This is a genomic window from Pseudomonas sp. C9D1 (genome assembly GCF_056491235.1).
Window position 1 is genome coordinate 1,277,611 of record NZ_JBSZIE010000002.1, and the last position, 22,008, is coordinate 1,299,618.

The following is a 22,008-nucleotide window of genomic DNA, read 5'->3' on the forward strand; positions in this document are numbered from 1 at the left end:
TTAATCTCGCAATCCCTTTCAACGAGTCGCTGCCTGCCCACCCATGAGCAAGCCGTCGCCCTTCCTGGCCCTCTACCTGCGTGAGCAGAACCGGCTGCTGCAGCTGATCCGGCGCATCGTCGGCGACCGCAGCACGGCGGAGGACCTGGCCCAGGACACCTTCCTGCGGCTCTGGGACCGGGAGCTGGGCGATGGCGACCGCAGCCTGCTGTTCCGCACCGCGCAAAACCTCGCCCTCGACCATCTGCGGGCACGCCAGGTGCGCAGCCGCCATGCCCGCGAACAGGCGGAGGACGAAGGCGACGGCCTCGACCTGCAACAGCAGGCCGAAGCGCACCAGGAACTCGAACACCTGCTGCGCCGGCTGCAAGGTCTGCCCCGCCGTTGCCAGCAGGTCTTTCTTCTCAGTCGCCTGGATGGCCTCTCCTATGCGAGCATCGCCGAGCGGCTCGGGGTTTCCCTGAGCACGGTGGAGAAGGACATCATCCGCGTCCTCCAACATTGCCAGCGCACCGAGGGCTGAACCGGTGTCGCACGTTGTACTGGCAGCCCCCTCGATTCGTGGAACGCAAGCAGAGTGAAGACCTCGCCCGAACAGCAAGCACGGCAGGATCGCCAGGACACGGCGACCCGCTGGTACGTGCGCCTGCAGAACCCGCAGTTGCCGGCGAGCGAGCGCATAGACTTCCGCCGCTGGCTGGACAGCGACCCGGCCAACACCGAAGCCTTCCAGGCGGTGGAGCAGCTCTGGCAGAAACTCGGCGAGCCCGCCCGGCAACTCGCCGGCGATGGCTGGCACCGCCGCCGCCCCGTACAACGCCAGCGCTGGCCGGCACTGGCCGCCGCCTGCGTGCTCGGCCTCGCGGTGGGCGTGCTGCTCTGGCGCGACCCCGGCGTGCTGCAGCGCTACGCCGCCGACCACGCCAGCGCCCCCGGCACCCAGCTGCAAGTGACCCTGGCCGATGGCAGCCACGTGCTGCTGGATGCCGACAGCGCCCTGGACCTGCACTTCAGCTCCGGCGAACGCCGCGTCACCCTGCTGCGCGGGCGCGCCTGGTTCGACGTCAGCCACGACGCCAACCGCCCCTTCGTGGTGGAAAGCCCGGGGCTGCGCACCCGCGTGCTCGGCACCGCCTTCGCCGTAGACGCCACCGGCCAGGGCGAGCGGGTCACGGTCAGTCGCGGACGGGTGGAGGTCCGGGGCAACGCCGCCGACTCGCTCGTCACCCTGATCCCCAACCAGCAGGCCAGCCTCGATGGCGCCGGCCTGCATGGCCCGGAAACGGTCAACAGCGAGCGCGCCCTGGCCTGGCAGCGCGGGCTGCTGATCTTCGACCGCGCCCGCCTCGGCGAGGTGCTCGACAGCCTCCAGCACCTCGGCCACCCGCCCGTCGTGCTGCTGGACGAGAGCCTGCGCAACCAGCGCATCTCCGGCACCTTCCGCACCAGCGATCCCCAGGCGGTGCTCAGCGCCCTGAGCATCGAACTGGGCCTGAAGACCACGCGCATACCCGGCTTGGCGGTGGTCCTGCACCGCTGATGCAAAAAATCTGAAAATTCCTTGAGGGGTTTCCCGGTCTCGCCCGTTGTATCGGCAGTGAATCATTCGCATTTGCCATTTACCGGGGGAGAACCACCGCATGACCAACCGCCACCGCCTGGCCCGGACCCTGCTCGCCAGCGCCCTGCTCGCCACCCTCGCCGCGCCCATGCAGGCCCACAGCAGCGAGGCCGCCAGCGAGCAGCGCCAGCCGCAGTTCCAGTTCGATATCCCCAGCCAGCCGCTGCTCGACGCCCTCGGTGAATTCACCACCACCACCGGCATCGCCGTGCTGCGCACCACCGAAGAACAGCTCGCCGGCCAGGCTCCCGCAGTGCGCGGCCGCTACACCGCCGACCAGGCCATGGGTCTGCTCCTCCAGGGCAGCGGGCTGAGCTTCCGCCACGGCGCCGGCAGCATCACCCTGGAACGCTCGAGTGGTGACGGCACCCTCGACCTGTCGCAGATCGACATCAGCGCCAGCGGCCAGCAGTCCGCCTTCGGCCCGGTGAGCGGCTACGTGGCCACGGCCGCCGGCACCGCCACCAAGACCGACACGCCGATCATCGAAACGCCGCAATCCATCTCGGTGGTGACCCGCGACCAGATCACCGACATCCACGCCCAGAGCCTGCGTGACGTCCTCGGCTACACCGCCGGGGTGATCGCCACCGAGGCCGACGACCGCCTCACCGACACCTTCGTCCTGCGCGGCTTCCAGATCAGCGGCAGCACCTTCCGCGACGGCATGCGCTACATGAGCAACATCTACGACGGCACCCAGGAGCCCTACGGCATGGAGCGCGTGGAAGTGCTGCGCGGCGCCTCCTCGGTGCTGTTCGGCCAGGCCGCGCCGGGCGGCATCATCAATGTGGTGAGCAAGCTGCCGACCCGCGAGGAACTCCACGAGATCAAGGCCGAAACCGGCAGTAACGACCGCCACCAACTGGCCACCGACCACGGCGGCGCCCTCACCGACACCCTCAGCTACCGCTTCACCGCCCTGCAGCGCAAAAGCGACACCACCACCGACCACGTGCCGGACGACCGCACCTACATCGCCCCGTCCCTCACCTGGCAACCGGACGACGCCACCAGCCTCACCCTGCTGGCCAGCTACCAGAAGAGCCGCACCGCCTACGTCTACGGCCTGCCCGCCGAAGGCACGGTGTTGGCCAACCCCAACGGCCACATCTCCCGCCACACCTTCACCGGTGAGCCGGGCTACGACAAATCGGTGATCACCGCCTGGGACATCGGCTACCGCTTCGAGCACGCCTTCAACGACGACTTCAAGGTGCGCCAGAACCTGCGCTACTTCGAATCGGAAAACGACATGCCGTCGGTGTGGCTCGACAGCTTCATCGACCCGCAGATGACCACCGTCGCACGCGGTGCCCAGGACCGCGTCGACGACTCGCGCAACTTCGTCGTCGACACCCAGCTGGAGGCGCGCTTCCATCACCAGCGCGTCGAGCAGACGGTTCTGGCCGGCGTCGACTACGGCGATCGCCACCTGCAGACCGACCGCTACGACTACGACCTGACTCCTCTGAATGTCTTCAACCCGGTCTACGGCGGTACTTTCACCGCCAGGGGCCCTGCGCCATTCAGTTCCAGGAACCGTACCCACCAGAGCGGCATCTACCTGCAGGACCAGATCAAGTTCGACGAAAAGTGGGTGCTGTTGCTCGGCGGCCGCCAGGACTGGGCCAAGCAGAAGGAAGACGCGCTGTACGGCAACGACCGCTCACGCCAGGACAGCGACGCCTTCACCACGCGCGTGGGCCTGGTCTACCTCGCCGACAACGGCCTGGCGCCCTTCGTCAGCTACAGCGAATCCTTCGAACCCCAGGCAGGCCGTAGCCGTGCCGGCCAGGACTTCGACCCCACCGAAGGCGAGCAATACGAACTCGGCATCCGCTACCAGCCACCCGGCAGCAACGCCCTCTACTCCGCCGCGCTCTACCAACTGACCCGCAGCAACGTGCTGACCACCGACCCGGTAAACACCAACTTCCAGGTGCAGACCGGTGAGATACGCTCCCGTGGCCTGGAACTGGAGGCCAAGGCCGACATCGGCAGCAACGCCAGCGTCACCGCCTCCTACGCCTACACCCAGGCCGAAGTAGCCAAGAGCAACAGCGGCAATGAAGGCCAGAAGACCGGCGGCATGCCCCGCAACATGTTCTCCGTCTGGGGCGACTACCGCTTCGGCCAGGTCGGCCCGGGGGAACTGCGCGCCGGCACCGGCGTGCGCTACGTCGACGAAGTGCCGGGGCTGTTCAGCACCCGCATCGTCGCGCCTTCCTACACCCTGGTGGACGCCATGCTCGGCTACGCCATGGGCCCCTGGGACCTCACCCTCAACGTCACCAACCTCACCGACGAGGACTACCTCAGCTACACCTACGCCGCCTTCTACGGCGCCGAACGCCAGGTCACGGCCGGCGTCGCCTATCGCTGGTAAACCCCGCTGCAAATAGCGCACGGAGCAGCCTGTAGGTTGGCGCCGAGCGCAGCGAGGCCCAACGCTGCGAAATCCAACCCGCAGGTTGGGCCTCTTGCTTCTCACCCGCCGACAAAAGAGCTAGCCCCAGCGGCGTTCAGCACCGCACACTGCGCGTCCCAACCCGCTCCCTCGACCAAGGACGATCACCCCATGCTGCGCACTACCTCTGCCCTGCTCCTCACCCTCGCCGCCACCACCACCTTCGCCGGCACGCTCACCGAGCAGGCCGAAGAAATGCTCGGCGGCACGGTGCTGAACTGGACCAGCGACACCCGACTCGAAGGCCCCGCCGGGCTCAACGCCACGGTAGTGGTGCCCAAGGACGGCAAGGCCAACTACGCCACGCTGGCGATCGTCCATCGCACCCACACACCCGTCATCGAGCCCTGCGGCGTGATCACCTGGACGGTCGATGGCGCTGTCGCCAACGAAGGCTATGGCGAGCTGCAGCTCGACGATGAAACCTCCAGCGAGAAGGTGGTGATGATGGTGGACCTCGGTCTGTTCAAGACCCTCGCCACCGGCGGAAAAGTGGCGTTCAGCAGCTGCGGGCTGGAGGGCACGGTGAGCGAGGCGGACCAGAAAGGGCTGCAGGCGATTCTTGGCAAGATCTAGCCCTACGCACGCGGCCCCGTAGGTTGGCGCCGAGCGCAGCGAGGCCCAACGATGGGGGTTGGGCTTCGTGCAGTAGCCGGGTTTTTTCGCGGATGAATCCGCTCCCACGGCAGCCCTTTGAGCTGCTGGGCGACTGAAGTCGCCCCTACAGGGCCGTAGCCTGGGCTTCAGCCCAGGGTTACTGCATCAGAAGGCTCTGCGATAGCGCTGCTGAGGACTTCGTGGGGAGTCCGGGGCGGTCATCTCAATCAAACCCGCCATCAGTGCTGGCTTCAGGTAGTTCTGCGTAAAGGTCGGTCGGTGACTCAACTGCAGATACTGCATCAGCTCACTCGTTTTCATGCTGACACCCGGTGCGAGTACCTGAAGCAGTTGCGCTACTTGATCGGTTACTTGATCGGTTACTTGATCGGTTACTTGATCGGTCAGAGCCACTTCGAGCAACGCCTGATGCAGCGCCGCCAGCATGAACTCGACAAAAGGCGTTGCCTCCCCCGCTCGGTCGGCAGCCGCCAAGGCCGCGTAGTAAGCGCCCTGTTGTTCGCGGATAACCGATTCGACAGGCAGATAGGCCAACACCGGCCGCCAGCGGCTTAGAATCAATGTCTGCCACAACCGGCCGATACGCCCATTGCCGTCCGCGAACGGGTGGATGAACTCGAACTCGTAGTGAAATACGCAGCTGGCAATCAGGGGATGCAGCTCGCAGCTCGATAGCCACTGCAACAGATCCCCCATCAATGTCGGTACACGATCCGCAGGCGGAGCCATGTGCAGAAGCTGGCCATCTCGATAGATGCCGACGCCTCCCTGGCGGTACTGACCTAGCTCATCGATCAGCCCCTGCATCAACAAACGATGAGCCTCGAGCAAGTCTGCTCGCTGGCCGGGCTGCCAATGCTCCATGGCCTCGTAAGCCGCGAAGGCGTTACGCACCTCCTGAATTTCCCGCGGCAAGCCAAGTACCCGCTTGCCATCCAGCACGGCAGTCACCTGCTCGACGCTCAGCGTGTTGTTTTCGATGGCCAGGGATGCCTGAATGGTTCGAATGCGATTGCCACGACGTAACTGGGGTGCCAGTGAGCCGTCCTGCTGAATCGCCAAACGCCCGACGCGCTCGCCGATATCGGCTACAAGCTGCAGCATGCGCGGTGTCAGGGTGAGTGGGGGGTGATAGGGCTTCATGCAGGCCACCTTATTTCACCGGCGGATTGCGGGTAAAGCACTGAGCACCTGATCCGTTGAAAAGCCCTGGGGACGAAGCACTACCAAACGAACCGGGTGGCATGCGATGTATCACCGGTGCTTCTCGGAATCACTCACGCCGACTGGGTGTGAGTAACCCTGCAAGTCCACCAGCAGCGGCCGACCCAATAGCCACAAGCCCATCTGGAATATTCATTTCGGCAAAGCTGAGGTTCCAGAGGGCCAGGATGGTCAGCAGTACCGCCACCCCGAGAATCCAGATGGCCCACCGGAAGGTCCAGCGGTCACTGGCCGGGGTGCTCTTACGCAGTTCGTCGATGAGAATCTTCTTCTCCTCGGTCGACAGGCTCAGATCGGTTACGACAACTCTCAGTAAGTCATACAGCTCGGTGGATTGGGACGTAACGGTCCGGGCGGTGCCAGTCGCCGTCGGGGTAGAAGCCAGCACATCCGCTGCCTGGGTGATCTGCTCGTCCATGAAGACGCCTCGCTATGAAAATACCGTCAAGGGAGCCAACCCAAGCACGCCCGACTACAAAACCAACTTGGTGGCGCCGCCAAGCGGGTCGCCTTTCCGCTCATAAAACGACACGACAACAGAGTTCGGTTCAACTTCGATACGTCCAAAATTGTCTTGGGAATAAACCTCGGAAATACGTTTGCTGACGTAACGCCGATTGCCCGTCCCCTTCAGCGCTTCGCCAAAACCAAAGCTGGATTGGCGCATGTGTGGCAACGGCCAGAAGAACGAGGAAGAGACAATCTGATGGACGAGGAAACCATCATTCCCGTCGTCCAGGCGTAACTCGCAGGTGAAGGAGCAATGGACGTCACCGGAAACGAAGACGACTTTCCTGATCTGCCTGCTATGAATGAAGTCGAGGATCTGCAGACGCTGCTTGGGGAATGCATCCCACTTGTCATCCTTGTCACTCTTCATGTCGGGGAAAACCGGTACCGAGGTCACGATAAACTTGACGTTCCCGGAGCCATCATCCAGCCATTCGAGCAGGGCGTTCATTTGCTTGTCGCTGACCATCCGCCGATCACCCGGCTCGAGTACCCGCTCGGTCCGTGAGTCCATGACGAACCAGTCGGCACAACCGTCCCGGAAGCTGTACCAGAAATGCGAGAGGGTCCCCTCAATACGGTCGCCGTCGCTCTTGAAAAGCGGGCCGTGGCTGCACTGGTAGATCTGGTAGGCATGCATGGCACACACATACTTCGAAGCACGCTCGCTGCCCGTTGCACCAGCAGGCCAGTTGTCCTCGATTTCATGGTCATCGAGGATCATGTAGGTAGGCACTCTCGCCATGAGCTTGCGTATGTATTCCTGAGCGAAGACAGCCCGGTAGCGCTCGAGGAACTGATCCATGGTCCGGTCCGGTGCCACCCCCTTGAGATCGTCCGCGTAGATCTGATCACCAATCATCAACAGTGCATCGACGGATTGGCCACCTGCGATCTGCTCCAGAACCGAGCGGAAGGTCTTGTCGCCACGGTCGTCGAAGAAGTTGCCACCGAATAGCCGCAGCACATAGCGACAAGAGCCCACGATGTAGCGACGCGGAGCCGAGTTCACCGCTGGGCCAGTCGTGAAGCTCAATTCGAAATCCGGTTCTGGGGCTGGCCACTGCAAATCGCTGGCAAGGGCCTGGACGTGGTCCAACTCGGCATCGGCAAAGAACCAGCCGACCTGGTACTCATACGGAGTCGCAGGGACTAGGTTCTGGAGCACGAATACACAACTGAAATCGAAGATGGGGGAGAGCTTGTTGAAGATGGGCAAGGACCATACGGCGTCCCCTACCACTCGCCAGCGCAACGCGCCGAAGCAACGCCGCTGATCCTTTCCGAGGACCTCTTCGCCAGCTCGTATGAATACACGCGCCTCATCAGGGCCTGTTGCTCCGACGATAGGTCCAACGCTTGGCCAGTTCAGCTTCATCGCACGCTCCCTGTGAGTTTTTCCATCACCACTGTGTGCCAGTTGAGGCACTGGATATAGGAATAGCCGCTTATTGGCACATTGCCAGCAGAGCGAAGGATGGGAGCAACCTGAGCCATAAACGCCGTGGCACAGGCTGTAGGTTGGCACCGAGCACAGCCACGCCCAACGGCGCAAGGTTCGGCCTGGCACGTTGGGCTTCGTAGCTCAGCCCAACCTACGGGAGCGGGCTCAGGCGCCCATCCCCCCACGGCGCCTCAACTCCGGCACGCAGCTTCGTAGATACCGTCTTGATCCCTAGTGAGCAAGGGCCAGCTTTACGTCGTACGGCTGGCCCGATTTCAAGACGCCATAAGCGATGTTCAGCAGCTTACGCATCGCTGCACAGATGATCTGCATGCCGGTCTTGCCCTTGGCTCTGAGGCGTTCTCTCATCGCTTTGATCGCCCCGTTGTGCTGCAGGGCGCAAACGGCAGGCATGTACAGCCCAGCGCGCAGCCGCGATGAGCCCATCTTGGAAATGCGGGTCTGCCCCCGGTACTTACCAGACTCCTGCAAACGCGGGTTGAGCCCGGCAAAGGCGGTAATCGCGCGGCTGCTGGTGAAGCGATGAGGGTCGCCCAGCTCCGCCAGGATCAGGGCGGCTGTCTTGTCCGCGATGCCATCGATGCTGGTCAACAGATCACGTTTACCGCGCAGATCCGGGTCATTGTCGATGTGGTTGTTGATGGCCTTGAGGGTTTCCTCGATCTGTTGCTCGATGTGCCGCAACACTGAGCGGATCGACTCCTGCACGCTGGTATCGGCCACCTCCAGGCGATTGCTCTCCATCTGCTGGATTTCCTGCAGATCCGCCAGGCGCCGCATCAGTGCTTTCAGGCGCCGTATGGCGCGAGGTTCAGGCTGCCAGGGCCGTAGCTCGTCCTGGTGGCGCTCGCCGTATTCGGCGATCAGCTTGGCGTCGACCTTGTCAGTTTTCACGCGCTGCAGCTGACTGCGGGCGTAGTGAGCGATCTGCGCAGGGTTGAGGACGCAGACCCGATAGTTCTGCTCCAGCAGCCATTCGGCCAGGGCTTCATGGTGGATGCCGGTGGCTTCCATCACGACCCAGGCACCCGCCTCGCTGTGCTTGTTCAGCCACTCCTGCAGCGTGCGAAAGCCCGCCTCGCTGTTGGCCAACTTGGCCTTGGTGCGGTACTTGCCGTTCGCCTGCAGGGTGGCGATATCGAACGTGTGCTTGGCAATGTCGATACCAATGACACTGGGCATGTGAGCTCCTCCTGATCTTTTCAGACACGATCATCACTGCACCCGGCCCAACCTTGTGAATGCGAGCTCTGGGCTCAAGATACCGTTCGGGCTGTTCGAGTGAGTGTGGAGGGGCGGAGCACTATCTACGTCGCAGGCTCAGGGCCTAAGGGTGGACACGACTTCCAGCCCCTCCCCCGATGATCAGTCGGGAACTATTACCCCTGAAGGGGTAGTTAGTCGAGATACAAGGGTGGACCACGCTTCACCGGTCCACCATTCGCAGTCATGCCAAACGCCTGCCCCCACACAAGCACGCTCCCCTGTAGGCTGGCGCCGAGCGCAGCGAGGCCCAACGGTGCGGAGCATTGCCCGGCATCAGCGCCAGGCAGGGCATCGCTGGTGGACGAAAAAGGCGTCGTCCACGGTTCGAGGGCCGAATCAGCCCGTAGGGCGGGTGAAACCTGCGAAAGCCCTGTGCCGGCAATGTCGGGTTGCACCCGACCTACGTTTCGTCATGCCCCATCACACGCGGGTCAACTCCAAGGCAACTCCACCCGCGCACGCAGGCCGCCTTCGGGGCGGTTGTGCAGGTGCAGTTCGCCACCGTGTTCGCGGGCGATGGCGCGGGCGGCGGAGAGGCCGAGGCCGACGCCGCCGGATGCGGGGTTGCGCGAGGGTTCGAGGCGGTAGAAGGGTTCGAAGACCTCCTCCAGGTGCTGCTCGGGGATGCCGGGGCCCTGGTCGCTGACGTCGATGAGGATGCCGCGCGGGTCGGTGTGGAGCGTGATCGCCGGGGCGTGGGCGTACTTCAGGGCGTTCTCCAGCAGGTTTGTGAAGACGCGCTTGAGCCCCAGTGGGCGGCCGAGGTAGACGAGCTTGGTGGGGCCGCTGTAGGGGATGTCGATGCCCTGGTCGCGGTAGTCGTCGATCAGGGTCTGCAGCAGCTCGGCAAGGTCGAAGGGGGTGGCGGGCTCCAGGCGCGCGTCGTCGCGGAAGAAGTCGAGAGCGGCGTTGATCATGCCCTGCATCTCGTCCACGTCGCGGAACAGCTTGCGTTGCTGCTCGGGGTCGTCGATGAATTCGCCGCGCAGGCGCATGCGCGTGAGCGGCGCGCGCAGGTCGTGGGAGATGGAGGCGAGCATCTGCGAACGGTCGGCGACGAAGTGGCGGATCTGCGCCTGCATGGTGTTGAAGGCGAGGATGGCCTGGCGGATTTCCCGGGGGCCGAGGGGCTCGATGGGCGGGGCGCGGAAGTCGCTGCCGAAGCGCCGCGCGGCATGGGCGAAGCTTTCCAGCGGCCGGGCCAGGCGGCGGGTGGCGACCCAGGCCACGGCCAGCGAGGCGACCAGCGCCAGGCCGGCGATGATGCCCAGGCGGATTTCCGGGTCCAGGCCCCAGCTGCGGTAGCGGGCGGAGAATTCCAGCCAACTCCCATCATGCAGCTTCACCAATAACTGGTAGGGGCGATCGGCATTGGGCGGCGGCCAGTCCTCGGGGTCGTAGGCCTCCAGGTGGCGGGCCTCGCCGAACAGCTTCTCGATCAGCCCGCTATCGTCCTGGAAGCCGTCGTCAAAGCCCGGCGGCAGAGTCAACTGGTTGCGGCCGGCGACCCAGCGCACGGAGAAATTCGGCGCGCTGGCGGCCTGGGCCAGGGTCGGGCGCTGGGCCACGGGGGCGGCCTCGATGAGCTGGGTGGCGAGCGCGGCCCGCTCCAGCACGCCGCTCCGGAGCAGCGAGGGTTGCGCCCAGACGCCGGCCAGTTCGACGAACAGCCAGTTGAGCAACAGGGACGCAAGCATGGCCATGACGATGGTCAGGGCGATCCAGCGCGCGATGGTGTCGCTGCCGCGTGGCCAGTTCATCGGCGGCTGACCTCGGGGCTGAACTGGTAACCGCCATTGCGCACGGTTCGGATGATGTCCGGGCGCTTGCTGTCGGGCTCGATCTTGCGGCGCAGGCGGCTGACCTGTACGTCGATGCTGCGGTCGAAGGCGTCGTGGGCGTTGCCGTGGCAGAGGTCGAGCAGCTGCTCGCGGCTGAGGATGCGCCCCGGGTGTTCGAGGAACACCAGCAGCAGGTCGAACTCGCCGCCGGAGAGCGGGATCATCACGCCATCGGGCGAGCGCAGTTCGCGGCGGGCGACGTCCAGCTGCCAGCCGGCGAAGACGATCACCGGCCGCGCCTCGTCGCCGCCGGCCTTCACCGCGGCCCCGGTGCGGCGCTGCACGGCGCGCACGCGGGCCAGCAGCTCACGGGCGTCGAAGGGCTTGGTCAGGTAGTCGTCGGCGCCCAGCTCCAGGCCGATGATGCGATCGCTCAATTCGCCCATGGCGGTGAGCATGACGATGGGGATGCCCAGCTCACCGTGCACCCGCTGGCACAGGCTGAGGCCGCTCTGCCCGGGGAGCATCACGTCGAGCACGATCACGTCCGGGTGCTGCCGGGCGATGGCGGCCCACATGGCGGCGCCGTCGGTGGCCACCTCCACCTCGTAGGAGTGCTGCAGGAAGAATTTTTTCAGCAGGGCGAGGATTTCCACATCGTCGTCCACGATCAACAGTCTGTTCACGATGCTCGGTTCGGGTTGGCTGGGGTCGCTCATCTAAAACCATTTGCGCCGGGCGGTCATATATTTCAATCGGGCAACAATCCTTCAACGCCGGCATCAACGGGACATCTTCCAGCAAAGCCGCCAGGCCATCCTCGCCGCCATTCATTGGGAGGTAGGCGGTATGTCGGTGATGCAGAAAAGATTCGAAAACGGGATGCGTATCGGGGTGTTGTGCGGCTGCCTGTTGCCGCTGGTGGGGTGTAGCAGCCAGGTGACCACCCAGGGTGACTGCGCGGATCTGGCACCCGGTGTGAGCGACCCGGCCGAGGGGCTCAACCGCAAGGTGTTCGCCTTCAACCGGGTGGTCGACGATTACGCCCTGGCCCCCGTGGCGCGAGGCTATGCGCGGTTGCCGGAACCGGTGCGCGATGGCGTGCACAACTTCGCCGCCAACTTCGCCGAACCCAAGGTGCTGGTGAACGACCTGCTGCAGGGCAACGGCCAGCGGGCGATGAACACCCTGGGCCGCTTTACCTTCAACACCATTCTCGGCGTGGGTGGTTTGTTCGACACCGCCGGGCGCATGGGCCTGCCGCACCACGAGGCGGACTTCGGCCAGACCTTCGGCGTCTGGGGCATCGGCAACGGCCCCACCGTCGAGTGGCCGCTGCTGGGCTCGGCCAACAGCCGCGACAGCGTGGGCCGCGTGGCGAACTTCATGTTCTCGCCCTTCGGCAGCGGCAACAGCGACACGGTGGATGCCATCGACACCGCGCAATCGGTCGGCGACACCCTGGACCAGCGCGCCACCGCCCTGCCCCTCACCGACCAGTTGGAGCAACACCCCGACTATTACGCCGCCCTGCGCGAGTACATCGCCGAGCAGCGCGCACAGTTGGTGGCCGAGGGCCGGGCGGGCCAGGTGGACAGCAGCCGCCTGTGGCTGGGCTGCAAGACGCAGGCGGAGTAACCCATGAACGACCCGCGCCAGGCCCTTCTGATGCTGCGCCAAGACATCGAGCGCAACGCCGACGAACTGCAGTACCGCGAGCAGGGCCTGAGCCTGTCGGAAGACGGCCTGGCGCTGGTGCTCAGCTACTACTTCGAGAACTATCGCCCCGGCTACGACGTGCGGGTGGTGTGCAGCTACCAGGTGCCGCTGGCGGAGTTCACCCGCTGGATGATCGACAGCGGCCGATTACGGCTGTACCAGCCATGAGGAGGCGTTGCGGCCATTGCACTCCGGCCAACTCGGGTGGCCTTCATGCCGAACAGTGAAGCGGTGCTTGACCGGGAGGGGCGCGCCGCCACAATCTGCGAATCCTTCTCATTAACGGACCTGATGGAGTTCACATGTCCCGGCTCCCCGCCCCGCTGGATCGCTTGCCCTTCCCCGTCATCGGCTCGCCGCTGTTCATCATCAGCAACCCGAAACTCGTGATCGAACAGTGCAAGGCCGGCGTGGTCGGCTCCATGCCGGCGCTCAACGCGCGCCCCGCCTCGCTGCTGGAAGACTGGTTGGCGGAGATCACCGAGACGCTCGACGCCTACAACCGCGCGAACCCCGACAACCCGGCGGCGCCCTTCTCGATCAACCAGATCGTGCACAAGAGCAACGACCGCCTGGAACACGATATGGAGCTGTGCGTTAAGTACAAGGTGCCCATCGTCATCACCTCCCTGGGCGCCCGTGAAGACATCTACGCCGCCGCCCACTCCTATGGCGGCGTGGTGCTGCACGACGTGATCAACAACGCCTTCGCCCACAAGGCGGTGGACAAGGGCGCCGACGGCCTGATCGCCGTGGCCACCGGCGCCGGCGGCCATGCCGGGGTGAAGAGCCCGTTCGCGCTGATCCAGGAAATCCGCCAGTGGTTCGACGGCCCCCTGGCCCTCTCCGGTTCCATCGCCACCGGCGGCGCCATCCTCGCCGCCCAGGCCATGGGTGCCGACTTCGCCTACATCGGCTCGGCCTTCATCGCCTGCGAGGAAGCCAACGCCAGCGAGAACTACAAGCGCGCCATCGTCGAGTGCTCGTCCGATGACATCGTCTACAGCAACCTCTTCACCGGGGTGCACGGCAACTACCTCAAGCCCTCGATCGTGGCCGCCGGGCTGGACCCGGACAACCTCGCCGAAAGCGACCCGAGCAAGATGAATTTCGGCGGCGGCGACGCCAAGGCCTGGAAGGACATCTGGGGCTGCGGCCAGGGCATCGCCCCGATCGGCAAGGTGCAGAAGGCCGGGGAGTACATCGCCCAGCTCAAGCGCGAATACGCCGAAGCCAAGGCGCGTCTGGCGTCGGTCTGATCGTGGCCCGCCCTTCCGTAGCCCGGACTTCAGTCCGGGAGATTCCCCGCGCTGAAGCACGGGCTACGTTCCTATCGATACACCGGTGCGAGAGGAAGCCCCGCGCGTTGGGCCTCGTGCCTAGGTCCAACCGACTCCTCCCTCCCTTCAGCCCCTCCGCCAGGGCGCAGAGACAACCGGTACCTCATCGCTGCGCCGGCGCAATCTAGCCGAAGGTTTGCATGTACGGCCCAGCACTCAGGCGGATTGCGGCAGCCACGTTCGGCGCTCGCTCGCACAGCTCGGTCGAGCGGCCCAGCACACGCTCCAACGCTTCCAGTTGCCCACGAATGACCTCTTCCGGCCGAGCTACGTCGCACGCACCGGCGAACTCGAGCAACCCCTGTCTGGAGGCGAACAGGGACTTGTTACCGACCAGATCCAGCGCCAATACATCCTCTGGAATGTAGGCCGTGGTATTGACGATGTCGTAGGCCGGCGCCAGTCGCGCATCACGCTGCGTAGGTTCGGAATACAGCAGCCCGAAGTTCTTGAGGTGGGCATCACCATTTCCGACGATGCAGCTCAAGCTGACCATCGCGAACAACTGCGCCAGCGAACCCTGCACCTGCTCCGGCGAGCAGAACAGACGGATGGCCTTGGCGATGGCCGAGTAGCTCTTGCTGTACTTCTGCTCCGCAGCCAGGCCCATCAACGCAGCCATGTCCTCGAAACCGATGGGATCCAGTTGCTCGTCCCGATCGAAACGGCGCATGACGAACAGCCGGGTGTTATCGGACAGGTAGAACTCCGGCACCGCAATCCCCGCCTCCCTGGCTACGGACATGCAAAGGAACTCGTTGATTGCCAGCCCAGGAAACTCGTCACGACCACTCTTGATGATCAGTTCGGAGGTTTTCGACGTGAACCGCTGTGAAGCAGCGTCCGACTGCTCTGGAACCAGCACCTTCGGCTGCACGCCCGAGATCCCGGCGCGCAAAATGTAACGATCCACCAGGCTGGCAAAAATATCCTCCGTACCATCCCAGGCCAGGATTTCCTCCAGTCTTTCGCCCGGGAACTGCCGGCGCCGCAGTAGCGCATCGACCTCATCCGAGCTGACGGCTACCCGCCCGATGGGCGAGCTGCTGCCAGAAAGCGCCAGCAGCAACATGGGATCGACACGCACCATCTTGGCCAGGCGATTGCGCAATTGCTCCAGGACATAGCCTTCCGGCAGGTTCATCTGGAAGATCGGGTGCAGTTCCCGGTGGCGGTATTCATCCACACGCACAGGCATGAGCAGGCTGATCGACGCCTGCGCCCTGGCCTCTTCGTGGTAGCGAAATAGATAGTCCCCGTTGGAGCTGAGCACCCTCCCACTCTCGCCCTCTGGCGTTGCCACCCGCAGCACGGCCGTCATCAGTCAAACACTCCGTGGATCTCGTCCAGTGTCGGCATGGCCGCAGGTATCAGCGCGAACTCACAGTCCATGGCTCCCAGCGCTCGCGCATAGGCCACCATGCCAACCGACAGGTCGCCTCTCTCGATAGCAATGACCTTCTGCCGGGTGATGCCTGCCAGCCCAGCCAGCCTGGCCTGGGTGAGCCCGCGATTCAGGCGGCACTGCCGGATCTTCTCGCCCAGGCGTGCCGTGATAATGGAATGATCCATGTTCTGCATACGTAACAATTAATATTGAATGTAACGTATACCTAACTTACGGAAAGATCAAAGCGAACCAACACCGCCCGATCAAGCACCGACAAAGGTGTCATTCAGGCGACCCAACTGCTGCCGTCAGACTGAGCACTGCTCGCGCTGTCCCGACATCCCCAGGGCTACCCCGCTGCGACGCTCAGCCTCGCGCGCTGGGCCTCGTGCCCCGGTCCAACCTAAGCCCCTCCCCCTCACTCCCTCGGCCAAAGCTGCGGAAACAAGCGGTGCTCCATCGGCGCGCCGGCGGGCAGTTCGTCCGCCAGGCCTAGGAATTCCGGGGAGGTTTTCCAGGGGCGGGGCGCATGGACCATGTCGTCACCGAGAAAGCGCAGGGAGTAGGCGCGGCGCCTGCGTTCACCGCCTACGCCGCCGGAGGCGTGGAGGGTGAGCATGTGGAAGAACACCGCGTCGCCCGGCTCCAGCGCCCAGCCGAGGATGGGCCAGCGGGCGCGATCCGCCTCGATATCGGGCAGGTCGGCCAGGGTGCCTTCGGGGAACCAGCGGGCCTGGTTGTCGAGGAAGGTGCGTGGCATGAGCCAGGGCCCCAGGTGGGAGCCGGCGACGAACTCCAGGGTGGCGTCCCGGGCCACCGGGTCGACGGGCATCCACATGCTGCAGTTCTGCCGGCCCTCGACGTTGTAATAGGGCTGGTCCTGGTGCCAGGGGGTGCGTTGCCGGGTGTTGGGTTCCTTGACCAGCAGGTGGTCGTGGTAGAGGCGCGCGCGGCCGCCGCCCATGAGCTGCGCGGCCACGGAGCCGACGCGGCTTTCGAAGATGAAGCGGCGGTACTCGTCGAATTCCCGCCAGTTGCAGAAGTCCTCGAAGAACCAGCCGGGGTCGTCCTCGCGGCTGGCGACCTTGGCGCGCTCGCTGGGGCTGGCGAGGTTGCGCTCGATGCCCAGCTGCAGCAGCTCCACTTCCTCCGGGGTGAACAGCTGGCGCACGCAGATGGCGCCGTCGCGGTGGAAGTCGTCGATCAGCGTGCGGGGCAGTTCGAACTCATAGGGATGCGAGGTCATGCGGGCTCTCCTTGGCGGTGCGGCGGTGCCGGCGTGGCGGGTGCAGGCCGGGCGTCGTCACCCGGCCGGCCCCAGAGACGGTAGGCGATGCTGAGCAGCACCAGCCAGGCGGCACCGATGTACAGGGCGGTGCGGGTATCGGGGAACAACGCCAGCACCACGAAAATGAACAACATGAAGGCGATGGTGAGGTACTGCCCCCAGGGCCAGAACGGCACCGGGAAGCCGAGGGCGGCTACCTCCTCCCGCCCCAGGCCACGGCGCATGGCGACCTGGGAGAGCAGGATCATCAGCCAGACCCAGACCACGGAAAAGGTCACCAGGGAGGCGAACAGCAGGAACAGTTCGTTGGGCAGCAGGTAGTTGAGCAGCACGCCCAGCAACAGCGCGAGGGTCATCATCAGCACCGTCATCCAGGGCACGCCGGCGGCCGAGAGCTTGCCGAAAGAGGCCGGCGCCTGGCCGTTGCCGGCCATGCCATAGAGCATGCGCCCGGTGCTGAAGATGTCGCTGTTGATGGCGGAGATGGCCGCCGAGATCACCACCAGGTTGAGGATGCTGGCGGCCGAGTCGATGCCCAGCCCGCTGAAGATCTGCACGAAGGGGCTGCCCTCGCTGCCGATGCGCGACCAGGGCCAGATGGCCATGAGCACCAGCAGGGTGAGCACGTAGAACAGCAGGATGCGCAGCGGCACCGTGTTGATGGCCTTGGGGATCATCCGCTGCGGGTTCTGCGCCTCGCCGGCGGTGAGACCGATCACCTCGATGCCGCCGAAGGCGAAGATGACGATGGTGAAGGACGCCACCATCCCCTCCAGCCCATTGGGGAAGAAGCCGCCATGGGCCCAGAGGTTGGCGAAGCCCGCCACGCTTTCGGCGCCGCCCAGCGGGATGCCGGCGACCAGCACCGCCAGCCCGGCGAGGATCATCGCCACGATGGCCACCACCTTGAGCAGCGAGAGCCAGAACTCTAGTTCGCCGAACACCCGCACGCTGCACAGGTTGATGGCAGCGATGACCAGGACGATGCCCAGCACCCAGAGCCAGCGCGGCGTATCCGGAAACCACAGGCCCATGTAGATGCCGAAGGCGGTCACGTCGGCGAGGCACACCATCAACATCGAGAAGGCGTAGGTCCAGCCGGTGAGAAAGCCCCAATAGCGCCCCAGGTAGCGGCTGGCGTAGTGGCCGAAGGAGCCGGCCACCGGCGTGCGCACCGCCATCTCGCCCAGGGCGCGCATCATCAGGTACACCGCCGCGCCGGCGATGAGGTAGGCCAGCAGCACCGAGGGCCCGGCGCGCTGGATGGCCGCCGCCGAGCCGTAGAACAGTCCGGTGCCGATGGCAGAACCCAGGGCCATGAAGCGGATATGCCGGGCGTTGAGCCCCCGGCGCAAGGTAGGTAGTTCCATTGCGTCGTCTCTCTTGTTGTTATCGCCAGAAGCGGCGTTAAAGATCCAGCACCAGGCGCTCGCCCCGGGCCCGTGAGACGCACAGCATCAGCGTTCGCTGGGCGGCTTTTTCGTCGTCGCTGAGGTACTGGTCGAGGTGCAGGGCCTCGCCTTCGAGGATGCGGGTTTCGCAACTGCCGCAGATGCCGGCGCGGCAGAGGCTTTCCACCGGGGCGGCGCGGGCTCGCTGGATGGTGGTAAGGATGCTGGTGCCCGCCTCAACGCGCAGCTCGCGGCCCGACTTGGCCAGCACCAGGGTGAAGGCATGGCCGCCTTGAGGGGCGGCATTGAAGCGCTCCCAGTGCAGGCGTGCCTCGGCGATGCCGGCGGCACGGGCGGTGGCCAGGGTGGCATCGATCAATGCCGGCGGGCCGCAGACGTAGAGGTGATCGCGCGCCTGCAACTGCGCCACCAGCGCGGGCAGGTCCAGGCGCTTGCCTTCGTGACCGGGGTAGAGGTGCACGCGCCCGCCGTGGCGGGCCTCGGCCAGCTCGTCGAGAAAGGCACCGCGTTCGGTATTGCGGAAGGTGTAGTGCAGGTCGTAGTCGGCGACCCAGGCGTGCAGTTCGTGCAGGTGGGCGAGAAAGGGGGTGATGCCGATGCCGCCGGCGATCAACAGGTGCCTGTCCGCTTCCGCGTGCAGGGCGAACAGGTTGTTGGGCGGGCTGATCCACAACCGGCTGCCAACCTGCACCCGCTGGTGCATGAAGGCCGAGCCGCCGTTGCCCTGCACTTCCAGCTGCACGCCGATGCGGTAGTGCTGGTGCTCGGCCGGGGCACCCAACAGGGAATAGGCATTGCTGTAGCGCTGCCCCGCCTCGCCTTCCATGTGCACGTTGATGTGGCTGCCGCCAGTGAAGGCCGGCAGCGGCCTGCCATCGTCACGGGCGAGGGTGAAGCGCTTCACCAACGGGGTGATGCTGGTGATATCGGTCACCCGCACGTCCATCCGCTCCAGATCCTGAGTCATCTGCCACCTCCTGCCAGTAGAGGCGGCGCCGCCACACCGGGCCGGCGCCGCACGCCATCAACGCCCCTGGTGCGCCTGGGCGATCAGGTTGTGGAAGTGGGCGATGCCGTGCTCGCTCTCCCCGCTGCGCTGGCGGTCGGTCATGATCCGCCCCTGCCCCCGGTAGCCCCGGGAGCGCAGCCCCTTTTGCACGCTCTCCACCAGGCGCAGGTCTTCCGGGCGGAACACATCGCGGTACCACTCGATCAGCGCTCGCTGTGCGGCGGTGAGCTCCTTGTTGAGGAAGTAGATCTCGTACTGCTGCAGGGTGATTTCGGCACTCACCGGCAACTCGTAGATCACCGTCATGAAGTCCGCACCCGGCGGCACATTGAACATGGTGCAGGGCCAGGCCCAGAAGCCGGCGAAGGATGGGTCCTGCACTGATTCGTCGAACGTGAAGGACTGCTCCGAGGGCTTGGCCACGCCGTATTGCAGCGTCCAGTTGCCGTGCAGGCTGTGGGTGTAGCGGTTGACGTCCACCGAGTCGGAGAAGCCCGGATGCGCCGGGCCGCAGTGGTAGCACTCCATGTAGTTGTCGACGATGGATTTCCAGTTGGCCTCCGTCTCGGTGATGAAGCGGGCGGCCAGGTGCAACTCGTCGATCACCGGGCAGGCATCGCGCAGGGCGGCTTCGAAGCCGGGCAGCTGCTCCTCCACCGGGGCGGCATCCATGTCCATGTTGATGAAGATGAAGCCGGCATGCTCCTGCACCCGCAACGGCACCAGGCTGGAGGCGGTTTTGTCGAACGCCTCCACGTCGGCGCAGTTGCGCGCATGGGCCAGCTCGCCGTCGAGGCGGAAGGCCCAGGCGTGGTACGGGCAGGTGATGACGTTCTTCGCCATGCCGCTGCCCTGCAGCAACTGGTGCCCGCGATGGGGGCAGACGTTGTAGAAGGCGCGCAGCACCGCGTCCCGACCGCGCACGATGATGATGCTCTCGCCTATCAGCTCGCGGGTAACGTAGGCGTTGTTCTCGGCCAACTCGCTACGGTGCCCCACACAGACCCAGCTGCGGGCGAGGATGGCCTCCTTCTCGTACTCGAAGACCGCCTGGTGCGTGTAGTAGCTGGCGGGCAGGGTGTGGGCGACCTCGGGGTCGGCGCAGAAGTCGGCAGGCAGTCTCTGGATGCTGTTCATCATCGGTACTCCTCTGTGGCGCATGGCCGGGCGCGGCCCGGGCGTATGCAGCTTCTCGTGGGTATTGCGATCGGGGGAATGCAGCACACCAGGCCCGCCCCCGATTCGGGTCATGGCGTTGGTCAGGGGGCAGGGGCGATGGCAGCGGCCTCGCCGGCCTTGTCGTCACCGGCTTGCGCCAGGCGACGGGATTCCTCGGCAATGCGCTGGGCCGGCACCTGGCCGTAATCCTCCAGCAGCCAGCGGAACAGCCCCCAGATCATCACCAGCAGGATCAGCGTGAAGGGAATGGCGGTGAGCACCACCGCCGTCTTCATGGTGGGCAGGGAGGCCTTGGCGAAGAGCATCGCCAGCGGGATCAGCGTCAGCATCACGCACCAGAACAGCCGGTGCATGGGCGCCGGGTCCTGCCCCTCGCGCAGGTTGCGGGTGCTGGTGGCGGCCACGGCGTAGGCGACGGCGTCCATATGCGAAGCGCAGAACACCGCCATGAGGAACAGGTAAGCCGCGAGGAACAGCTTGCCCAGGGGCAGCGCATTGAGCAGCCGCTCCACCGCCGCCTCGCCGCCCTGGCTGGCGAGGATGCCCGGCACATCGATGGCACCACTGACGAACTGGTGGACGCTGTAGCTGCCCAGCACGCCGAAGAAGAACCAGCAGCCGGCGGTGCCGCCGAGCACCAGCGCGGCGATCACCTCGCGCACCGTGCGCCCACGGGAAACGCGGGTGACGAACATCGCCACCCCCGGCGCGTAGGACACCCACCAGAGCCAATAGAACACCGTCCAGTTGCGGGTGAAGGCGCCCTCGCCCGCCGGGTCGGTGAACAGGCTCATGCGCACGAAGTTCTGCAGGGTGATGCCGAAGGCGTTGGCGGTGTTGTCGAGGATGAAGCGCGTGGGCCCCATCACCAGCAACAGGCAGGCGAAGCCCAGTACGCCGAAGCCCACCATCTGCGCCAGGCGCTGCATGCCGCCATCGATACCGACGTAGGAGCTGAGGGAGAACACCAACGCCACCAGGCCGATGACCAGCACCTGGGTGATGAAGGTATCGGGGATGCCGGTGAGGCTGGCCAGGCCCCGCGTCAGCGTGGCGGCGGTGACCGCGAGCGGCACGGTCAGGGCGCCGAACATGGTGAGCAGGAACACCAGGTCCACCAGCCGGCCCACCGGCCCCTGGGCGCGGAAGCCGGTCACCGCCTCGACGATGGACGCCAGCCCCAGGCCGCTGCGCTTGCGCACGTGGAAGTGGTAGGCCAGCGCCAGGGATGACAGCGCATACACCGCCCAGGCGCTGATGCCCCAGTGGAAGAACGTGAAGCTGACGCTGTGCTCCAGCGCCTGCGTGGAACCGGGCGTCAGGTTCAGGCCCGGCGTCTGGTAGTAGTAGGCCCACTCCATCACGCCCCAGTAGAGGGTCGAGGAGCCCAGCCCCGCGCAGATGAACATGAATACCCAGGTGGTGTTGCCGAACTCCGGGCGGCCGGCGCCCAGGCGGATGTGCCCGTACTTGCTGAAGGCCAGGTAGAGCACCGCCACCCCGCACGCGAAGACGAACAACTGCACCAGGGTGCCGAAGGTGCGGGTGGATGACTCGAAGAGGCGGTTGGCGAAGGCCTCGGACTCCAGCGGGAAAAGCGCCAGCCCGGCCACGGTGATGGAGACGGCGATCAGGCTCGCGCTGGTGAGAAAGAAATCCTTGCGGGTGTTCTCGGTCATGCATGCCTCCCGGTTGTGTCGAGCCGAACTCGACGCA

Annotated in this window: 20 protein-coding genes; 7 read left to right on the plus strand and 13 right to left on the minus strand. The window is 65.2% G+C overall.

Annotated elements, in window-relative coordinates; all coding sequences use genetic code 11:
* Positions 1-43 precede the first annotated feature (43 nt).
* From ACXI0U_RS14115 to ACXI0U_RS14130, 4 genes are all read left to right on the plus strand, one after another.
* Entirely contained in the window at positions 44-523 is a 480-nt protein-coding gene (locus ACXI0U_RS14115) for an RNA polymerase sigma factor (RefSeq protein ID WP_184488081.1), read from the plus strand.
* Positions 524-577: 54 nt separating this feature from the next.
* Positions 578-1,540, plus strand: a complete 963-nt coding sequence (locus ACXI0U_RS14120) for a FecR family protein (RefSeq protein ID WP_479550421.1) — start codon at positions 578-580, stop codon at positions 1,538-1,540.
* Positions 1,541-1,640: 100 nt separating this feature from the next.
* The gene (locus ACXI0U_RS14125) at positions 1,641-4,010 is read left to right on the plus strand and encodes a TonB-dependent siderophore receptor (protein WP_479550422.1); all 2,370 of its coding nucleotides are present in this window, start codon (positions 1,641-1,643) and stop codon (positions 4,008-4,010) included.
* Between the two features lie 192 nt (positions 4,011-4,202).
* Positions 4,203-4,667 carry a hypothetical protein gene (locus tag ACXI0U_RS14130; RefSeq protein ID WP_479550423.1) on the plus strand — a complete coding sequence of 155 codons (465 nt, stop codon included), beginning with the start codon at positions 4,203-4,205 and terminating at the stop codon, positions 4,665-4,667.
* Positions 4,668-4,853: 186 nt separating this feature from the next.
* Here the strand turns inward: ACXI0U_RS14130 and ACXI0U_RS14135 are convergent, their stop codons facing one another.
* From ACXI0U_RS14135 to ACXI0U_RS14160, 6 genes are all read right to left on the minus strand, one after another.
* A complete protein-coding gene (locus ACXI0U_RS14135; RefSeq protein WP_479550424.1) occupies positions 4,854-5,852 on the minus strand; it encodes a Fic family protein in 999 nt (332 codons plus the stop codon).
* A 130-nt stretch (positions 5,853-5,982) separates the two neighbouring features.
* A complete protein-coding gene (locus ACXI0U_RS14140) occupies positions 5,983-6,351 on the minus strand; it encodes a hypothetical protein (protein WP_431482288.1) in 369 nt (122 codons plus the stop codon).
* Positions 6,352-6,405: 54 nt separating this feature from the next.
* Positions 6,406-7,821, minus strand: coding sequence for an alkaline phosphatase D family protein (locus ACXI0U_RS14145; RefSeq protein ID WP_431482289.1), 1,416 nt, complete (start codon positions 7,819-7,821; stop codon positions 6,406-6,408).
* A gap of 297 nt (positions 7,822-8,118) precedes the next feature.
* Positions 8,119-9,090 carry an IS110 family RNA-guided transposase gene (locus tag ACXI0U_RS14150; protein ID WP_350448597.1) on the minus strand — a complete coding sequence of 324 codons (972 nt, stop codon included), beginning with the start codon at positions 9,088-9,090 and terminating at the stop codon, positions 8,119-8,121.
* A gap of 515 nt (positions 9,091-9,605) precedes the next feature.
* Positions 9,606-10,934: an ATP-binding protein gene (locus ACXI0U_RS14155; protein ID WP_479550425.1), complete on the minus strand. Its 1,329-nt coding sequence runs from the start codon at positions 10,932-10,934 to the stop codon at positions 9,606-9,608.
* Entirely contained in the window at positions 10,931-11,674 is a 744-nt protein-coding gene (locus ACXI0U_RS14160; RefSeq protein ID WP_021219967.1) for a response regulator, read from the minus strand. Before ACXI0U_RS14160 ends, ACXI0U_RS14155 begins: the two co-directional genes overlap by 4 nt.
* 139 nt (positions 11,675-11,813) lie before the next feature.
* Between ACXI0U_RS14160 and ACXI0U_RS14165 the strand changes: the two genes are divergently transcribed.
* From ACXI0U_RS14165 to ACXI0U_RS14175, 3 genes are all read left to right on the plus strand, one after another.
* Positions 11,814-12,593, plus strand: a complete 780-nt coding sequence (locus tag ACXI0U_RS14165; protein ID WP_374981615.1) for an MlaA family lipoprotein — start codon at positions 11,814-11,816, stop codon at positions 12,591-12,593.
* Positions 12,594-12,596: 3 nt separating this feature from the next.
* Positions 12,597-12,842 carry a hypothetical protein gene (locus ACXI0U_RS14170; RefSeq protein ID WP_021219969.1) on the plus strand — a complete coding sequence of 82 codons (246 nt, stop codon included), beginning with the start codon at positions 12,597-12,599 and terminating at the stop codon, positions 12,840-12,842.
* 134 nt (positions 12,843-12,976) lie between these two features.
* The gene (locus ACXI0U_RS14175; protein WP_021219970.1) at positions 12,977-13,933 is read left to right on the plus strand and encodes an NAD(P)H-dependent flavin oxidoreductase; all 957 of its coding nucleotides are present in this window, start codon (positions 12,977-12,979) and stop codon (positions 13,931-13,933) included.
* A 205-nt stretch (positions 13,934-14,138) separates the two neighbouring features.
* On the opposite strand, the gene ACXI0U_RS14180 is transcribed toward ACXI0U_RS14175, so the two are convergent.
* The 7 genes from ACXI0U_RS14180 to ACXI0U_RS14210 form a co-directional block, all read right to left on the minus strand.
* Entirely contained in the window at positions 14,139-15,335 is a 1,197-nt protein-coding gene (locus ACXI0U_RS14180; RefSeq protein WP_479550426.1) for a type II toxin-antitoxin system HipA family toxin, read from the minus strand.
* A complete protein-coding gene (locus ACXI0U_RS14185) occupies positions 15,335-15,586 on the minus strand; it encodes a helix-turn-helix transcriptional regulator (RefSeq protein ID WP_350446607.1) in 252 nt (83 codons plus the stop codon). The genes ACXI0U_RS14180 and ACXI0U_RS14185 overlap by 1 nt, the downstream gene beginning before the upstream one ends.
* Before the next feature lie 236 nt (positions 15,587-15,822).
* On the minus strand, positions 15,823-16,650 hold the full coding sequence (locus ACXI0U_RS14190; protein ID WP_479550427.1) for a phytanoyl-CoA dioxygenase family protein: 828 nt from the start codon (positions 16,648-16,650) through the stop codon (positions 15,823-15,825).
* A complete protein-coding gene (locus ACXI0U_RS14195) occupies positions 16,647-18,062 on the minus strand; it encodes an amino acid permease (RefSeq protein WP_479550428.1) in 1,416 nt (471 codons plus the stop codon). Before ACXI0U_RS14195 ends, ACXI0U_RS14190 begins: the two co-directional genes overlap by 4 nt.
* Before the next feature lie 37 nt (positions 18,063-18,099).
* Positions 18,100-19,071 (minus strand): PDR/VanB family oxidoreductase, encoded by a 972-nt coding sequence (locus ACXI0U_RS14200; protein ID WP_479550429.1) that lies wholly within the window; start codon positions 19,069-19,071, stop codon positions 18,100-18,102.
* Between the two features lie 57 nt (positions 19,072-19,128).
* Positions 19,129-20,250 (minus strand): aromatic ring-hydroxylating oxygenase subunit alpha, encoded by a 1,122-nt coding sequence (locus ACXI0U_RS14205; protein WP_431483509.1) that lies wholly within the window; start codon positions 20,248-20,250, stop codon positions 19,129-19,131.
* A 122-nt stretch (positions 20,251-20,372) separates the two neighbouring features.
* Positions 20,373-21,971 (minus strand): BCCT family transporter, encoded by a 1,599-nt coding sequence (locus ACXI0U_RS14210; RefSeq protein WP_479550430.1) that lies wholly within the window; start codon positions 21,969-21,971, stop codon positions 20,373-20,375.
* Between the last annotated feature and the right edge of the window lie 37 nt (positions 21,972-22,008).

Excerpts from the sequence above, each read along its gene's own strand:
- ACXI0U_RS14170 (WP_021219969.1), top strand. The coding sequence starts at position 12,597 with ATGAACGACCCGCGCCAGGCCCTTCTGATGCTGCGCCAAGACATCGAG.
- ACXI0U_RS14150 (WP_350448597.1), bottom strand. The coding sequence starts at position 9,090 with ATGCCCAGTGTCATTGGTATCGACATTGCCAAGCACACGTTCGATATC.
- ACXI0U_RS14210 (WP_479550430.1), bottom strand. The coding sequence starts at position 21,971 with ATGACCGAGAACACCCGCAAGGATTTCTTTCTCACCAGCGCGAGCCTG.
- ACXI0U_RS14200 (WP_479550429.1), bottom strand. The coding sequence starts at position 19,071 with ATGACTCAGGATCTGGAGCGGATGGACGTGCGGGTGACCGATATCACC.
- ACXI0U_RS14190 (WP_479550427.1), bottom strand. The coding sequence starts at position 16,650 with ATGACCTCGCATCCCTATGAGTTCGAACTGCCCCGCACGCTGATCGAC.
- ACXI0U_RS14125 (WP_479550422.1), top strand. The coding sequence starts at position 1,641 with ATGACCAACCGCCACCGCCTGGCCCGGACCCTGCTCGCCAGCGCCCTG.
- ACXI0U_RS14185 (WP_350446607.1), bottom strand. The coding sequence starts at position 15,586 with ATGGATCATTCCATTATCACGGCACGCCTGGGCGAGAAGATCCGGCAG.
- ACXI0U_RS14175 (WP_021219970.1), top strand. The coding sequence starts at position 12,977 with ATGTCCCGGCTCCCCGCCCCGCTGGATCGCTTGCCCTTCCCCGTCATC.
- ACXI0U_RS14180 (WP_479550426.1), bottom strand. The coding sequence starts at position 15,335 with ATGACGGCCGTGCTGCGGGTGGCAACGCCAGAGGGCGAGAGTGGGAGG.
- ACXI0U_RS14160 (WP_021219967.1), bottom strand. The coding sequence starts at position 11,674 with ATGAGCGACCCCAGCCAACCCGAACCGAGCATCGTGAACAGACTGTTG.
- ACXI0U_RS14195 (WP_479550428.1), bottom strand. The coding sequence starts at position 18,062 with ATGGAACTACCTACCTTGCGCCGGGGGCTCAACGCCCGGCATATCCGC.
- ACXI0U_RS14115 (WP_184488081.1), top strand. The coding sequence starts at position 44 with ATGAGCAAGCCGTCGCCCTTCCTGGCCCTCTACCTGCGTGAGCAGAAC.
- ACXI0U_RS14155 (WP_479550425.1), bottom strand. The coding sequence starts at position 10,934 with ATGAACTGGCCACGCGGCAGCGACACCATCGCGCGCTGGATCGCCCTG.
- ACXI0U_RS14205 (WP_431483509.1), bottom strand. The coding sequence starts at position 20,250 with ATGAACAGCATCCAGAGACTGCCTGCCGACTTCTGCGCCGACCCCGAG.
- ACXI0U_RS14165 (WP_374981615.1), top strand. The coding sequence starts at position 11,814 with ATGCAGAAAAGATTCGAAAACGGGATGCGTATCGGGGTGTTGTGCGGC.
- ACXI0U_RS14130 (WP_479550423.1), top strand. The coding sequence starts at position 4,203 with ATGCTGCGCACTACCTCTGCCCTGCTCCTCACCCTCGCCGCCACCACC.
- ACXI0U_RS14140 (WP_431482288.1), bottom strand. The coding sequence starts at position 6,351 with ATGGACGAGCAGATCACCCAGGCAGCGGATGTGCTGGCTTCTACCCCG.
- ACXI0U_RS14135 (WP_479550424.1), bottom strand. The coding sequence starts at position 5,852 with ATGAAGCCCTATCACCCCCCACTCACCCTGACACCGCGCATGCTGCAG.
- ACXI0U_RS14145 (WP_431482289.1), bottom strand. The coding sequence starts at position 7,821 with ATGAAGCTGAACTGGCCAAGCGTTGGACCTATCGTCGGAGCAACAGGC.